This is a genomic window from Priestia sp. YIM B13551 (genome assembly GCF_042787905.1).
Lineage (GTDB): Bacteria > Bacillota > Bacilli > Bacillales > Bacillaceae_H > Priestia.
This window is the reverse complement of sequence record NZ_JBHZOX010000001.1, coordinates 915962-930623: the sequence shown is the minus strand read 5'-3', so window position 1 is coordinate 930623 and position 14662 is coordinate 915962. Positions and strand designations below refer to the sequence as shown.

The 14662-nt window shown below is 38.7% G+C and carries 13 protein-coding genes; 9 read left to right on the top strand and 4 right to left on the bottom strand.

What is annotated here, in order from left to right:
- The first annotated feature begins 1 nt into the window (after nucleotide 1).
- The 3 genes from ACFX4N_RS04845 to ACFX4N_RS04835 all read left to right on the top strand — a co-directional run bounded on the left by ACFX4N_RS04845 (nucleotide 2) and on the right by ACFX4N_RS04835 (nucleotide 4229).
- Entirely contained in the window at nucleotides 2-1300 is a 1299-nt protein-coding gene (locus ACFX4N_RS04845; RefSeq protein ID WP_057274862.1) for an arsenical efflux pump membrane protein ArsB, read from the top strand.
- A 265-nt stretch (nucleotides 1301-1565) separates the two neighbouring features.
- Complete coding sequence (locus tag ACFX4N_RS04840; RefSeq protein WP_098547954.1) at nucleotides 1566-3719, top strand: DNA topoisomerase III; 2154 nt, start codon at nucleotides 1566-1568, stop codon at nucleotides 3717-3719.
- 111 nt (nucleotides 3720-3830) lie between these two features.
- Complete coding sequence (locus tag ACFX4N_RS04835) at nucleotides 3831-4229, top strand: PaaI family thioesterase (RefSeq protein ID WP_057273022.1); 399 nt, start codon at nucleotides 3831-3833, stop codon at nucleotides 4227-4229.
- Nucleotides 4230-4233: 4 nt separating this feature from the next.
- Here the strand turns inward: ACFX4N_RS04835 and ACFX4N_RS04830 are convergent, their stop codons facing one another.
- Nucleotides 4234-4863, bottom strand: a complete 630-nt coding sequence (locus ACFX4N_RS04830; protein WP_328126431.1) for an NUDIX hydrolase — start codon at nucleotides 4861-4863, stop codon at nucleotides 4234-4236.
- A gap of 135 nt (nucleotides 4864-4998) precedes the next feature.
- Between ACFX4N_RS04830 and ACFX4N_RS04825 the strand changes: the two genes are divergently transcribed.
- Together ACFX4N_RS04825 and ACFX4N_RS04820 are read left to right on the top strand one after the other, a co-directional pair.
- Nucleotides 4999-5688 carry a DUF421 domain-containing protein gene (locus ACFX4N_RS04825; protein ID WP_223268947.1) on the top strand — a complete coding sequence of 230 codons (690 nt, stop codon included), beginning with the start codon at nucleotides 4999-5001 and terminating at the stop codon, nucleotides 5686-5688.
- A gap of 119 nt (nucleotides 5689-5807) precedes the next feature.
- Nucleotides 5808-5942 carry a hypothetical protein gene (locus tag ACFX4N_RS04820; RefSeq protein ID WP_013056659.1) on the top strand — a complete coding sequence of 45 codons (135 nt, stop codon included), beginning with the start codon at nucleotides 5808-5810 and terminating at the stop codon, nucleotides 5940-5942.
- Nucleotides 5943-6010: 68 nt separating this feature from the next.
- Here the strand turns inward: ACFX4N_RS04820 and ACFX4N_RS04815 are convergent, their stop codons facing one another.
- Nucleotides 6011-7528 (bottom strand): alpha/beta hydrolase, encoded by a 1518-nt coding sequence (locus ACFX4N_RS04815; RefSeq protein WP_274589558.1) that lies wholly within the window; start codon nucleotides 7526-7528, stop codon nucleotides 6011-6013.
- A gap of 292 nt (nucleotides 7529-7820) precedes the next feature.
- Here ACFX4N_RS04815 and ACFX4N_RS04810 point away from each other — a divergent pair, with 292 nt between their 5' ends.
- Both ACFX4N_RS04810 and zwf read left to right on the top strand, forming a co-directional pair.
- The gene (locus ACFX4N_RS04810; RefSeq protein WP_013056661.1) at nucleotides 7821-8732 is read left to right on the top strand and encodes an AEC family transporter; all 912 of its coding nucleotides are present in this window, start codon (nucleotides 7821-7823) and stop codon (nucleotides 8730-8732) included.
- Between the two features lie 126 nt (nucleotides 8733-8858).
- Nucleotides 8859-10358 (top strand): glucose-6-phosphate dehydrogenase, encoded by a 1500-nt coding sequence (gene zwf / locus ACFX4N_RS04805; protein ID WP_013056662.1) that lies wholly within the window; start codon nucleotides 8859-8861, stop codon nucleotides 10356-10358.
- Between the two features lie 146 nt (nucleotides 10359-10504).
- Here zwf and ACFX4N_RS04800 read toward each other — a convergent pair whose 3' ends face one another.
- Nucleotides 10505-11173: a GntR family transcriptional regulator gene (locus tag ACFX4N_RS04800; protein WP_013056663.1), complete on the bottom strand. Its 669-nt coding sequence runs from the start codon at nucleotides 11171-11173 to the stop codon at nucleotides 10505-10507.
- A 207-nt stretch (nucleotides 11174-11380) separates the two neighbouring features.
- Here ACFX4N_RS04800 and ACFX4N_RS04795 point away from each other — a divergent pair, with 207 nt between their 5' ends.
- Together ACFX4N_RS04795 and ACFX4N_RS04790 are read left to right on the top strand one after the other, a co-directional pair.
- Nucleotides 11381-12436 carry a tartrate dehydrogenase gene (locus tag ACFX4N_RS04795; protein WP_055989381.1) on the top strand — a complete coding sequence of 352 codons (1056 nt, stop codon included), beginning with the start codon at nucleotides 11381-11383 and terminating at the stop codon, nucleotides 12434-12436.
- 329 nt (nucleotides 12437-12765) lie between these two features.
- Nucleotides 12766-13974: an MFS transporter gene (locus ACFX4N_RS04790; RefSeq protein WP_050690042.1), complete on the top strand. Its 1209-nt coding sequence runs from the start codon at nucleotides 12766-12768 to the stop codon at nucleotides 13972-13974.
- Between the two features lie 118 nt (nucleotides 13975-14092).
- Here the strand turns inward: ACFX4N_RS04790 and ACFX4N_RS04785 are convergent, their stop codons facing one another.
- On the bottom strand, nucleotides 14093-14416 hold the full coding sequence (locus tag ACFX4N_RS04785; protein ID WP_014460492.1) for a winged helix-turn-helix transcriptional regulator: 324 nt from the start codon (nucleotides 14414-14416) through the stop codon (nucleotides 14093-14095).
- Nucleotides 14417-14662: the final 246 nt, after the last annotated feature.

Genomic DNA, 14662 nt, shown 5'->3' with positions numbered 1-14662 from the left:
AGTGGCATCAGTTGTACTAGCATCATTGATTTTTTTAGTAACATTAATTTTTGTCATTTGGCAGCCGAAAAATTTATCAATCGGCTGGTCGGCTTGCGGGGGAGCTATGATTGCTTTACTGGCAGGCGTTGTTGATTTTCAAGACGTTCTTGAGGTAACCAGCATTGTGTGGAATGCGACTCTTACGTTTATTGCTATTATTATTATTTCTTTAATTTTAGATGAAATTGGTTTCTTTGAATGGGCAGCGCTTCATATGGCTAGAGCTGCAGGAGGGAACGGCGTGCGTATGTTTGTTTACGTGTCTCTTCTTGGAGCCGTTGTAGCAGCGCTATTTGCTAATGACGGAGCAGCGTTGATTTTAACACCCATTGTACTAGCCATGGTTCGGGCATTAAAGTTCGACGATAAAATGGTTTTTCCGTTTATCATCGCAAGTGGATTTATTGCAGATACAACGTCGCTGCCCCTTGTTGTTAGTAACTTAGTAAATATCGTATCAGCCGACTTCTTTGGTATTAGCTTTTCTGAATTTGCATCACGCATGATTGTTCCAGATTTGGTTTCTCTGTTTGCAAGTATTATGGTCTTATATCTGTATTTCCGCAAAAGAATTCCTAAGAAATACAATGTAGCAGATTTGCAGAAGCCAGTGGATGCCATCAAAGATGAAAAGATGTTTCGGTTATCCGGAATTGTCTTAGTTTTGTTAGTGCTAGGCTATTTAATTGGAGAATTCTTCAGCGTCCCTGTTTCGATTATTGCAGGTATTATTGCTATTCTGTTTTTGATGATGGCCAAAAAAAGCCGAGCGGTTCATACAAAAAAAGTGTTACAGGGAGCTCCATGGGCGATTGTCTTTTTCTCTATCGGCATGTATGTTGTTGTATACGGCTTGCGTAATGCTGGTTTAACAGAAATTCTGGCTGACGTGATCCGAGCAACGGCCAGTCATGGACTGTTTGCAGCAACAATTGGTATGGGATTCACTGCGGCTATTCTTTCATCGATTATGAACAATATGCCAACCGTTATGATTGATGCACTGGCAATCGATGCAACACACGCAGCTGGAACAATCAAGGAAGCATTGATTTATGCAAACGTCATTGGATCGGATTTAGGTCCGAAAATTACCCCGATTGGTTCTTTAGCGACGCTTTTATGGCTTCATGTTCTTTCAACAAAAGGCGTGAAGATTTCATGGGGAACGTATCTTAAAACAGGTATTATCTTAACGATTCCCACATTGTTTATTACGCTTGTTGGTTTGTATATTTGGTTATTGATTATTTCATAACACGTCCTAAAGGAGATTTGTTTTAGTCGATATGATAATGGCTGTTGCCAGAAAAATTGAGATGTGTATCGAAGCTGTAGAAAATGATCTACAGCTTTTTTTTTGAAAAGGTATAACGGACAGCGACACGTTTTTAAAATGAGATACGTATTTCTCATCTAAGCTACTTTTCTCCTCATTCATACTCCAACAGCTCTTTCTATGATAAAATAATAAAACTGACTAAGTTTCACATGGAAATTTGAAATGTAAGGTGATTAGATACATGAAGTTAATTATTGCAGAAAAGCCGGATCAAGGATCTACGCTAGCTTCACAGTTTAAGCCGAAGCGTCACGACGGCTATTTAGAGATTCCACCGAATGAAGTGTTTACAGACGGAGCATATGTAACGTGGGCAGTCGGGCATTTATGTCAGCTTGTGAGTCCGGAAGATTATAAGCCGGAGTGGAAAAAGTGGTCAATTGACACGCTGCCGATGATTCCAGACCGTTTTCAATATGAAGTGACGCGCTCAAAAGCGAAGCAGTTTCAAGTGGTAAAAAAGCTGCTTAAAAAGCCCACGGTCACAGAAATTATACATGCGGGAGATGCGGGGCGTGAAGGGGAATTAATCGTTCGTAATATCATTCAGCTGTCAGGTGTGCATAAGCCGATGAAGCGATTGTGGATTTCTTCTTTAACGCCAAAAGCCATTTATGATGGGTTTCAACAGTTAAAAGACGAAAGCGATACGCGTAACCTTTATTATGAAGCATATACAAGAGCATGTGCAGATTGGGTCGTTGGGATGAATGCTTCACGGGTGTATAGCATTTTGTTAAAAAAGCATGGCATGTCAGATGTTTTTTCAGCAGGACGAGTTCAGACGCCAACGCTTGCTTTGATCGTGAAGCGTGAAAAAGAAATTGATAACTTTAAATCAGAGCCTTTTTGGGAAGTGCTTGCCAAGTTTGATATTGAAGGAAAGAAGTATGAAGGCAAATGGCATCAAGACGGAGAATCGCGTCTTAAAGAAAAAGAAATGGCCTATAAAATTGCTCAGTTTTGCGAAGGAAAAGACGCGGAAGTTCATGAACTCGTAACGGAGCGAAAAGAGTTCCAGCCGCCGCTATTATTTAACTTATCATCACTTCAAGCAACGGCGAATAAAGCGTTTAAGTTTTCTCCTAAAAAGACGCTTGATGTGCTGCAAGGGCTGTATCAGAAAGGAATTGTTTCTTATCCAAGATCAGACTCAAACTACGTAACAGAAGGAGAAGCGGAAACGTTTCCTGAGATTTTAGAAAAGCTGAGTGCTTTTTCTGAATATGAACATTTATTTCCGCTGCCTTACGCTTCAATCCTAGGAAATAAACGCTATGTAAATGCAAAAAAAGTGAGCGATCACTATGCGATTATTCCAACGGAACAAGTGAAGGACCCCAGCAAACTGTCAGGAGACGAACAGAAAATTTACGACTTAGTCGTAAGACGTCTAATTGCGGCACACTACGAAAAAGCGATTTTCGACTATACAACGATTACGACACTAGTGGAAAAGCGAGCAGCTTTTATTTCAAAAGGAAAGCAGCAAATCCAAGAAGGCTGGCGCAAAGTAATTTTTCAAAATGAGAAAGATGACGACGTTATTCTTCCGAATGTTCAAGAAGGCGAAGAAGGAAAAGTTATTAAAGTAGACGTAAAAGAAGGTAAAACACAGCCTCCAAAACGCTACACGGAAGGTCAGTTGATTACACTGATGAAGACAGCAGGCAAGCATTTGGATAATGACGAGCTGGAGAAAATTTTAGCAAAATCAGAAGGCTTAGGAACAGAAGCTACGCGCGCTGGAATCATTACAATGCTTAAAGATCGTAAATATATTGATGTGAAAAAAAACCAAGTATTTGCGACTGATAAAGGAAAGGTATTGATTGACGCGATTGGCGATAAAATTTTAGCTTCTCCAGAAATGACGGCTAAATGGGAGCAGCGTCTAGCTGAAATTGGAGAAGGAACAGCATCGGCCGCTGCCTTTATGGAACAAACAAAGAAGCTGTCAGCTAAAATTATCGAAGACGCTGTCGAAGCAGAAAGCAAGTGGAACTTCAGCGGATACGATACTGAATCCATTCAGCGAAAAGGTAAGGGAAAAGGTAAAGGCTTTTCTTCTAAATCGTTTGGTTCATGTAAGCTTTGCGACGGAAAAGTAGTTGATAAAGGCTCATTTTACGGATGCTCAAACTATGCAAAAACAAAATGCACGTTTACCGTATCGAAAAAGATTTTAGGTAAAACAGTTACGCAGGCTAATTTAAAAAAGCTGTTAAGCGAAGGACAAACAGATTTAATTGAAGGCTTTAAAAAAGGCGATAAAACCTTTAATGCCAAGTTAGAATGGAAAGAAAACAAAGTGCAGTTTTTATTTGAAAAATAGAGGAATAAAAAGCGTTTGCTAAAGAGCAAGCGCTTTTTGTATATAAAAACAGGAGTTTTCCAGCTTTTCTAGAATTTCTTACATAGTTTATTTATGTAAAGGATGAGATTGATGAAACGAACGAGTAAAGGGATGATTCCGTTTTGGGATTATATTGGCATTGAAGAAACGCTGCTTGAAAAAGGGTATGCAGAGTTGAAAATTACGATTCAACCGCAGCTTCTGCAAGGAAGAGGAACGGTTCATGGAGGCGTTATTGCCACGCTTATCGACGCGGCGGTTGGTTCGGCTGTGCGATCTTCTCTTTCTGAGGAGGAAAGCGCCAGTACAGTTGAGTTAAAAGTAAATTATACTAGACCAGGTATAGGCGATTATTTAGTTGCAAAGTCTACATTGTCTCACCGCGGCAAAACACTCGCTGTTGGAGAAGTGAAAATTGAAGACAGCAGCGGCAAGCTTGTTGCGCTTGGCAGTGCAACATACATGGTTTTCTCAGCAGAAAAAGCTTAGGATTCTAAGCTTTTTCTGTTGAATGCAGCTGCTGACTAATACATGCAATGATCGTTTTATAGTAAGCTTTGGGATGAGGAGCAAATTCACTTTTATGTGCTGTACGGTGAATTGGCTCTTTTTTATTTGTTATCCCTTCAATGATCAGTTCTGTTTGATTTCCAAGCCACAGTTCGCAAAAGTGAGAAAAAGGCGCTTTTACAAGTGCTGATACTTCTTCTTGCTGCAACGTAAAAGCAGTGAGCAGATGAGAGCTGTGGTATAAAAATACGTGTGCAAATTCTTTATCAACATAGTGCGGCTGAGATACTTCGTATTTAAAGACATCTAAAGGAAGCAGTTCATCAAATGAAATGTTTACACCAAGTTCCTCGTGAATTTCTCTTATTCCGTCCACAGCGGTTTCTGTATGAAGCAAATGTCCGGCAGCTGTGATATCAAGCGCACCGGGATAATCTTGTTTTTGTTCGCTTCGAATTTGAAAATAAATATAGTCTGTATCATTTTCACGGCTGACAAACCAGCAGTGAAACGCTTCGTGCCAATAGCCTTTTTCATGAACTTCTTTGCGAGACGCTGTTCCTATGCGCTGCTGTTGGTCGTTAAATACGGTTAACACTTCATCGTTCATCATAAAACCCCCATTTGCTTCCTACTTCTTTCTACTCTAACCTGTCGTGAAAGGTATGTAAATAATGGAAGATGAAAAAACGTGTTCATACATAAAAATAAGTACAAGATAAAGGATACATCAATTTTAGTAAAGAAGGTGCATGCGTTGAATCATTGGATGGAAGTGGTACTTCGTTCAGTGCTGATTTTACTTGGCTTGTTTTTTATCACAAAGCTGTTGGGGAAAAAACAGTTATCCAAACTTTCTTTTTTTGAATATATCGTTGGCATTACAATTGGAGATATTGCAGGAACAATTTCAATGGATGTAGATTTACAGGCAAGTCACGGGGTAGTCGCAATTTTAGTGTGGGCATCGTTTCTTATTTTTGTATCAAACGTATCGTTAAAAAGTATAAGCTTTCGAAAAGCGGTGGAAGGGACAACAACGATCCTCATTAAAGAAGGAAAAATTCTTGAGGAAAATGTAAAAAAAGAAAAATATACAGTAGATGAGCTCATGGAGCAGCTTCGAAAAAAAGACATCTTTTATGTGGAAGACGTAGCTTTTGCCATGCTCGAAACCAACGGCGAATTAAGCGTGCTGTTAAAAAAAGAAAAGCAAAACGTTACGAGAGAAGATTTATTAATAAAAGGAGAGGCGACACGATTACCTCAAACGATTATCATGGACGGAAATATAATGAAAGAAGCGGTTCATGAGCTGGGATATAGCGTAGCGTGGGTTAAAGAACAGCTCAAAAAGAAAGGTGCTGCAGCCGATAAGGTATTTTTAGGTCAAGCAGACTCAGCAGGTCATTTGTATCTTGATTATTATGAAGACTGAGGCTGAGAGAAAAGTATTTTAGCCCAAGTGAAAAACGAACCATTAATCAACATGTCTGATTAGTGGTTCGTTTTTTGTGATTGTGAATATAGTTTTATCTGTTTCGTTCCTTCTAGCAGTTGATTGGAGGGCAAGGCGAAGACTCTTGCGGGAAAAGCGGAACAGATGAGACCCCGCAGGAGCGCAAGCAACGAGGAGGCTCAGCGACCGCCCGCGGAAAGCGAAGCCTTGCACGGAAATCAACTGCGGTGTAATAAGCAGTCCAGCTCATGTATCTCATTTGTTCGTCTTTAGGTTGGATTCATTTAGTTATGTTTCAACCTCAGCGTGGATCTACTTCTTGTCCGGATTTTATATCCATTACTTTAAGGTTATTTTGAGGTGCTTTAATATCTTTACTTGCAGGTGCAGCTTTTTTATTTTCCACCCAGTCTACTAACAAATCAAAAGATTGATGGGCATATGGAAGCAGGGGCTGAAGCTCTTGATTTGGATCCGTTTGTTTATTCCATACTAAGCTGTCAACGTGATTTCCGTTTTTAACGGTATAAAGACGATGAAGATTTGCCTTGCCAGCTTTTTTAACGAGTTTTTCATAGCCTTCCGCGTGAATAGACGGGAAGATAAGTGAATCGAGAGAGCCGGCCATACTGATAAGAGGTACATCGATATCGCCTGTATTTTCTACTTTTGCTACATTTTCTTTTACACTTTTTGGACGGGTTTGATAGCGATAATTTTCAAAGATATAATCCCATGAGCGATCACGTAAACCTGCTGAAGTAAAGTTTAAATAGTTGTGCCAGTTTGTTCTTCCTGGAGCAGTTGGATCAAAGTGATCACGGTAAATGTTTAATGTGACCGACCAGTACACTTGATCATGGTAATTCCACAATTTTTCTGATCCTTTCGGAAGACCTGCTTTATACATTTGTTTAATGGCTTTTTTCTGCTCTTTTCCCGTTCCGTACAGCGCTTCTTCTGCGTTGTTGACAACAGGTGTTAGTGAGCTAATTAAATTTGGTGCTTTTGAACTCCATAATACGCCTTCCCAATCGACGCCTCCATCAAATAAACGAGGCTCTTTTGTTTGCTTTGGATCATCGTGCTCAAGTGCGTATCTGACGACGTATCCACCGTTTGAAATGCCAATTGCATACGTTGGTACTTTATGATCGTTTCGAATCAAATCGCTTGCAGGATTTTTTCGGTTGGACGGGTTGATTAGCTTGTCTGAATAATGAGTAGTCAAGTATTGCTGGGCAGCTTTTGTCAGTTGACGATAGCGCATATTCCATTCTGCTACGCTGTCGTCATCGTTAGCGAGTGCATTTTTTACTTTAGCAAAAGGATCGTTAGGGTCACTTTCTCCTTGCGTTCCTTTATCGGTGGCTGCAAATGCATAGCCTTTTTTAAGAACGTAATCGCTGAATAATAAATCGGTGGACGTTTCGTTGCGCGTGGCAGGAATGCCGGCTACCACAAGTTTTCCGTTCCAGTTATCAGGAACACGGATGACGAACTGAGCGTCTTCAAAAATGCCATTTACTTGCGTTCCTTTGACCTCAGCGGGCTGATTGATTCGATACCAGCCCGATCCATCTTCAGGTTTCCCCCAGTTATAAGGAGTAAGCCCAATATTGCCATAGAGCGTAGCCTGCTGATATTGAGTGGGGTTTTTAGTGGTGAGCCAATTCCCGTTCGCTCCGTCGAAATAGGTTTCTGCCGACTGATCAGCATTTGGAATTACATCTGTTTTGTTAGAAGCTTCAGCAAGAGATCCTGAAGCTGAAAAACAAAGAGCAGCAGAAAAAGTAAGCGCTATCATTTTTCGTTTCACGTTTCTTCCTCCTCATAAAAATACTACATACCTTTTAAACAAATTCCATAAAAAAGAAAAATCTCCTGTTTTAAAATCAGTTTGGAGGAAAGTTTTTTCATTTGTTTCTAAGCTGTTTTTGTCTAACAAACAGGTAAACTGCATCCAATTCTCTAGTTTCTTTTTAAGCTGCTTATATTATAATGAAACAAGGATTAAAAAAGACAGGGTAAAACAATCGATTAAATAAGTATAAAAGATATGAAGAACGTTTCTATAAAACGTTTATCTTAGAGGGCAAGGGAGTAGGTCTATGAGCAGCTTTAACAGTCAGTTTTTGTATTCCGTTACAATCATTCTATTAGGATACATACTAAAACGAACAAACCTCCTTCAGCAAAAAGACGGGGAAGCTTTAGCCAGAATTATTTTTAATATTACAATGCCTTGCTTGATTATTGTCACATTCAGCAGTATTAAAATTGATGGATCGCTTATTTTACTATTAGTTATTGGAATTGTCTATGGCTTGCTGTTAGCTGCGGTAGGAATTTTTGTTTTTCGAAAAGATGAAAGAAAAGTGAAAGGCATGCTGACGATGATGATTCCAGGGTTTAATATTGGAATGTTTGCTTATCCGTTAGTAGAAGGCATTTGGGGAAAAGAAGGGCTTAAATATTTTGGTATGTTTGATGTCGGAAATGCCTTTGTTATTTTTGTTTTATGCTATGTGATTGGCAGCTACTACTCAGGAGATGATATTGACATTGAATTTAAAAAGATTTTATACAAAGTATTAAAATCGATGCCGCTTCTTACCTACGTAATCATTTGTCTTCTTGCGATTATAGGCATTCATTTACCATCATATGTATTAGACGTTTCAGGCATTATCTCTAAAGCTAATATGCCGCTTTCTCTTTTGCTTTTAGGCGTATATTTAAATTTTTCGTTCCAAAAAAGCTACTTGAAAAAAATTATTATGTTTTTAAGTATCCGCTACATAATCGGACTCGGCGTAGGAATTGCGCTGTTTTTCCTGCTTCCATTTGAAGATATGTTCCGGTATACAATCTTAGTTTGCTTCATTCTACCAGTAGCGGGGTCAGTTTTACCTTACGCAGTAGAATTCAAATACGATCAAAAATTTGTCGGCACCGTTTCAAATATGACGATTCTGCTGAGTTTTTTGCTGCTGTGGGGAATGACAAACATTTTAATGTAAATAACTGAGGACGCTCGCACTTGTGAGCGTCCTTTTTGATGAAAAAAGGATATTCCCAAATAAACAGAGGTAAGCTAGGAGAAGAGAAAATCCATCATACATACAACCTGACGGGAGGAAAAAAAAGTGGAGTCCTTAACTTTTGTTTTATTTGGCGCAACGGGTGATTTAGCAAAAAGAAAAATCTTTCCCGCTCTTTATAATTTATTTACAGACAAAAAGCTCCCTGATGCTATTTCTATTATTGGATCGGGGTACGAGCAGATGTCTCATGAGGATTTTAAAGAGCGTGTAAAGCAATCTATAAACGATTTTTCGAGACGGAAAATGGAAAGTAACGAAGAAGATTTTTTGTCCCTGTTTCATTATCAAGCAGTAGACGCAAGCAAAACAGAAGATTACAAACAGCTATTAAAGGTTGTGAATGAGCAAGAAACAACTCATGGAAGTAAAGGAAATCGTTTGTTTTATTTGTCCGTAGCACCCGAATACTTCGATGTAATTGCTCTGCATATAAAAAAAAGCGGCTTGGATCAAACCAGCGGGTGGAAGCGTCTTATGATTGAAAAGCCATTTGGACATGATCTTGTTTCAGCAAGAGAGCTTAATGAAAAGCTAAGCAGTACGTTTAAAGAAGAAGAAATTTATCGAATTGATCATTATTTAGGTAAACCGATGGTGCAAAATTTAGAAGCGCTTGAATTTACGAACCCCGTGCTGCAATCGCTGTGGAATAACAAACACATTGCGAACGTACAAATTACGGCAAGTGAAACAGTCGGTGTTGAAAATCGTGCAGGGTATTATGATCATACGGGGGCCATACGCGACATGATTCAAAATCATATGCTGCAGGTTCTCATGATGACAGCTATGCATCTTCCAAAACGAATTTGCTCAGAAAACATTTTAGAAGAAAAGCAAAAAGTAATGGAGTCACTGAGGAAAATTCAAGCGAAAGAAGTAGCTCGCGATGTTGTAAGAGGACAATACGGAAACGGAGAAATCAATCACAAATCTGTTAGAGGATACAAAGAAGAGCCTGGCGTAGAAGCAGACTCTAAAAATGATACGTTTGTGGCAGCACGTTTATGGATTGATAATCCATTTTGGAAAGGCGTTCCTTTTTATATTCGAACGGGCAAACGAATGAAAGAAAAATCAACTCGTATCGTCGTAGAATTTAAAGATTCTTTAAAGGGTCTGTACGAAACTCCTTATGACAAAGTAGCACCAAACTTATTTATTATCGAAATCAGTCCAAGCGAAAACGTCGCTTTGCAGCTTAACAGCAAAAACCCATTAAAAAATGGTGTTATTGAGCCGGTTCGTATTACGTTTTCAAGAGAAGAAGAAAGTGTGCCGGAAGCATATGAACGAATTATTTACGACGCATTAATCGGAGACTCCACGTTTTTTGCTCATTGGAAAGAAGTAGAGCTATCTTGGCAGTGGGTGCAGCCTGTATTAGATGCATTTGAAGCTGATATGCTGCCGCTTTATGAATATCCATCCGGCTCACAAGGCCCTGAAGAAGCCCAGAAATTAGTTGAACAAGAAGGCTTTAAGTGGTGGCTCGATGACGATGAGCATGGGGAAGCACCTGGAGTGTTTTTGCCTATTTAAAAAAAGAGGTTAGGACAAAATTTTTTTCGTTGAAGAAAGATCCGAACGATAAATTGAGATTCTTGATGGAGAATCTCGATTCATCGTTCGGATTTTTTTATGTATCTCATTTGTTCGTCTTTGGATTGAATGAATTTAGTTATGTCTCAATCTCTTTTGGTATTTAATCGTTTTTGTAAATAAACAAGATCATGATGTAAATGTTGTTGCATATGTTCAACAGCTTTTAAACTGCGTTTTTTCATAAAGGTGAACACTTGCTGATGCTCATCTAAAATCTCAGCAGCGCGTCCTTTACCTTTAAAATTAAGCACCCGACAAAAATAAATCAATACATTTACGCTATCGAGCTGTTTTTTTAAATGTTTATTATGACTGTATTGAAGAATCAGCTGATGAAAATGTTCATTTAGCTCAATAAGTCGAGAATCTTCGGCTCCTTGCTTTATTTCCTCAGCGGTTCTGTCTAACAGTTGCTCAATGAAAAGAAGCTCTTCATCAGAAGCGCGAGTAATACACAGCTCAATGGCTAAAGACTCTAAAGCCGTACGAATTTGATAAATTTCTTCTACGTCTTCAGGAGACAGGGAATAAACAATAAAGCCTGTTTTTTGATCTGCAACTAAAAGGCCGTCTTTTTCTAATAAACGCATTGCTTCTCTTATGGGAGAGCGGCTGACCCCAAATGCTTTAGCTAGCTGGGTTTCATTGATTCGCTGACCCGGTTCATATTCACCGTTCACAATCATTTGCTTAATTTTTTCATAAAATTGAAGATAGTATGGTAACGGCTTGTGTAAATCAAAATTGTTCATTGATATACCTCGTTTATTTATAATCATTTATTTCCTAATTATAATACGCTTGTTCATAAGAGTCATAATAATTTTGAATTTTTGAAGAGAATGAATATATTCAGAATTTTCTTGTTAAAAGCGTTCTTTTTACGTATAATCAAATAGATAATATCAGTCGACGGTCGACCGATAATTTTTTACATAAAAGACGCAGGGGGATTTTTGATGAAAACGTTAAAAATAGCGAACATACCAGGAGATGGAGTAGGAAAAGAAGTTGTGCCGGAGGCGGTTAGGGTCCTTCACACGATTGCAGATCTTCACGGGGGATTAAAATTTGAATTTACAGAATTTCCTTGGAGCTGTGATTATTATTTGAAGTACGGACAGATGATGCCGGAAGATGGGCTAAAGCAGCTTCAACACTTTGACGGAATTTTTTTAGGAGCCGTAGGAAATTTAAATCTTGTGCCAGATCACGTGTCGCTATGGGGTCTGCTCATTAAGATTCGTCGAGAATTTCAGCAGGTAATTAATATTCGTCCAGCCAAAAGGTTAAAAGGCATCGCATCTCCACTAACGAACCCAAAAGATTTTGATTTAATTGTTGTTCGTGAAAATAGTGAAGGAGAATACAGTGAAGTAGGAGGCCGGATTTATCAAGGAGAAGATCAAATTTCTATTCAAAATGCGGTTTTTTCTCGAAAAGGAACAGAACGAGCGATGCGCTACGCATTTGAATTAGCTTCTAAAAGAAAAGCGAAAGTTACAAGCGCAACGAAGTCAAATGGAATTGTTCATTCCATGCCGTTTTGGGACGAAGTGTTTCAAGATGTTGCAAAGAGTTATCCTCATATTGAAACAGACTCACAGCACATCGATGCGCTGGCGGCTTTTTTCGTTACAAATCCAAGTCGTTTTGATGTAATTGTGGCAAGCAATTTATTTGGAGATATTTTAACAGATATCGGAGCTGCTATTATGGGAAGTATTGGCGTTGCTCCTGCTGCAAATATTAATGTGAACGGAAAATATCCTTCGATGTTTGAACCGGTACACGGGTCTGCTCCTGATATTGTCGGAAAAGGAATTGCAAACCCAATCGGACAGATTTGGACGGCTAAAATGATGTTGGATCATTTTGGTGAACAAGAATTAGGCAGTCATTTATTAGAGGTTATCGAACAAGTGACGGAATCGGGCATCATTACACCAGATGTTGGAGGCAGCGCAACTACTAGTGAAGTAACGGATCAAATTATTTCTCATTTAAAGAAGTGAAGGTTCTAAAAGAGGCTAGGACAAAAGAATATTAGACGAAGTGAAAAACGAACCATTGATCAAAGTGTTTGATTCATGGTTTGTTTTTTTGTGGTAAACGTAGGTTTCATGTGTGTAGGTCTTTCTAGCGGTTGATTTCCGTGCAAGACTCCTGCGGGAAAAGCGAAGTCTTGCACGGAAATCAAAATCGATAAATACATGTTGACACTTACATATATGAACCCTATAATAGTTTGAGTTGAGATAATTCGTATACATATTATTTCTAGACTATGATTTAGTTTGTTTTAATAAATAGATACGAACAAACAAATAAAAGGAGGAAAATCATGCAGAAATCAAAATTATGGACAAAAGATTTTTTAGCGGTCTCATTGACCAGCTTTTTTGTTTTTGTCATTTTTTATATGTTAACTGTCACATTGCCGCTGTTTGCAACGGATGAACTTCATGCAAGTAAACAAAGCCTAGGGCTAATTGTGACAATTTTTTTAGTGTCCGGCATTGTGTTCAGACCGCTAGCCGGTAAGTGGATGACAACATTAGGACAAAAGAAAGTACTATTAATAGGTGTCTTTATCTTTTTAATTGGTTCTATTTTATATATGAACATTCACTCATTATCTGCGCTGCTGCTGCTGCGTGTGCTTCATGGTATTGGTTTTGGAATGAGCACAACTGCCACAGGAGCAATCGTTGCAAATGTAATTCCAGAACAGAGGAAAGGCGAAGGGATGGGGTACTATGCGACGTTTATGAACTTAGCGATGGTAGTAGGTCCGTTTGTAGGCTTAACGTTAACAAATACTTTGGGTCATACAGCGGTCTTTACCGTTGCGGTTGTATCTTCTGTTTTAGCAGTATTATGCAGTCTAGTACTTCGTGTACCTGAGGTGCAAGCTTCTTCTGCAACAAATGAAATACAGCCAGCTAAAGGTCTTGCGGCGTTTTTTGAATACCGTTCGCTGCCTATTTCTGTTGCTGGCCTTGTGGTAGCTTTTTCATATGCAAGTGTTATTTCGTTTGTGTCTATTTATGCAAAAGAAATGGGCTTTACGCAAGCTTCAAGCTTTTTCTTTGTTGTCTACGCGGTGTGCTTATTAGCTTCTAGACCTTTTACTGGAAAATGGTTTGATCAATACGGAGAAAACAGCGTGGTATATCCGTCCATTTTATCTTTAGCTATCGGTATCTTTTTGCTTAGCCAAGCGACAACAAGCTGGGTGTTTTTATTAGCTGGAGCATTGATTGGATTAGGCTTTGGAACGATTACATCAAGTTTTCAATCCATTGCTGTAAAAAAAGCTTCTCCTCATCGCCGAGGTGTCGCCACAGCTACGTTTTTTGTGTTTTTTGATTCTGGAATGGGCTTAGGGTCCTTTTTATTAGGCATTTTATCCACAGCAGCCGGTTATAAAGGAATGTATGTATTCTGTTCCATTGTTGCTCTTTTAGCTATAGCAGTATACCTTGTATTGCACGGACGAAAAAGCCAGAAACAGCGTATTATTTCTCAAAATGAATCATTAGGAAAATAACATAAATAAAAAAAGGCGTGCTCAAGGGGAGCATGCCTTTTTTATTTATGGAGCTCTAAAGAAAACGGCTGTGAGCATATCGATATAGAAGCTCTCCTGATTTCTTTAGAGATTTCTTTTATTCCACTTCTTCTTTTGTAATCCACTCACTGGACCATGTCTGAATTTCCTGAATTACCGGCGCTAGTGCTAATCCTTTGTCGGATAACGAATACTCGATTCGAACAGGAGTTTCCGGAATAACCGTACGAATGACGATTCCTTCATGCTCTAATTCTTTTAGGCGCTCGGATAAGAGTCTTCCGCTTACTGGAAGTGCTTCTTGCATTTGAGAAAACCGCTGTGAGCCGGAAAGTAGCTGAAAAATGATCAAACTCGTCCAACGTTTCGTTAGTATAGTAACAGCCTTTTCAAAACGTGGGCAGAGTGCTAAACCGTCCATGTTATTACCTCCATTCTCTTCCTATATTATAAAACAAAGTCAGCATTTTATCTAGTGTTGTGTAATTTAATTACTTAAAGAACATAAATTACTTTACGCTTTTATGTTTTGATTATATAATTTATATAATTAAAGAAGTTAATTACTAAAAGTAACAAAGAGAACATAAAAGCTTTACAAGATAAATGTATCGTCATATAATACTTTAAGCAAGTAAAGTTACTTACTTTTAGTAAGCTGATACAT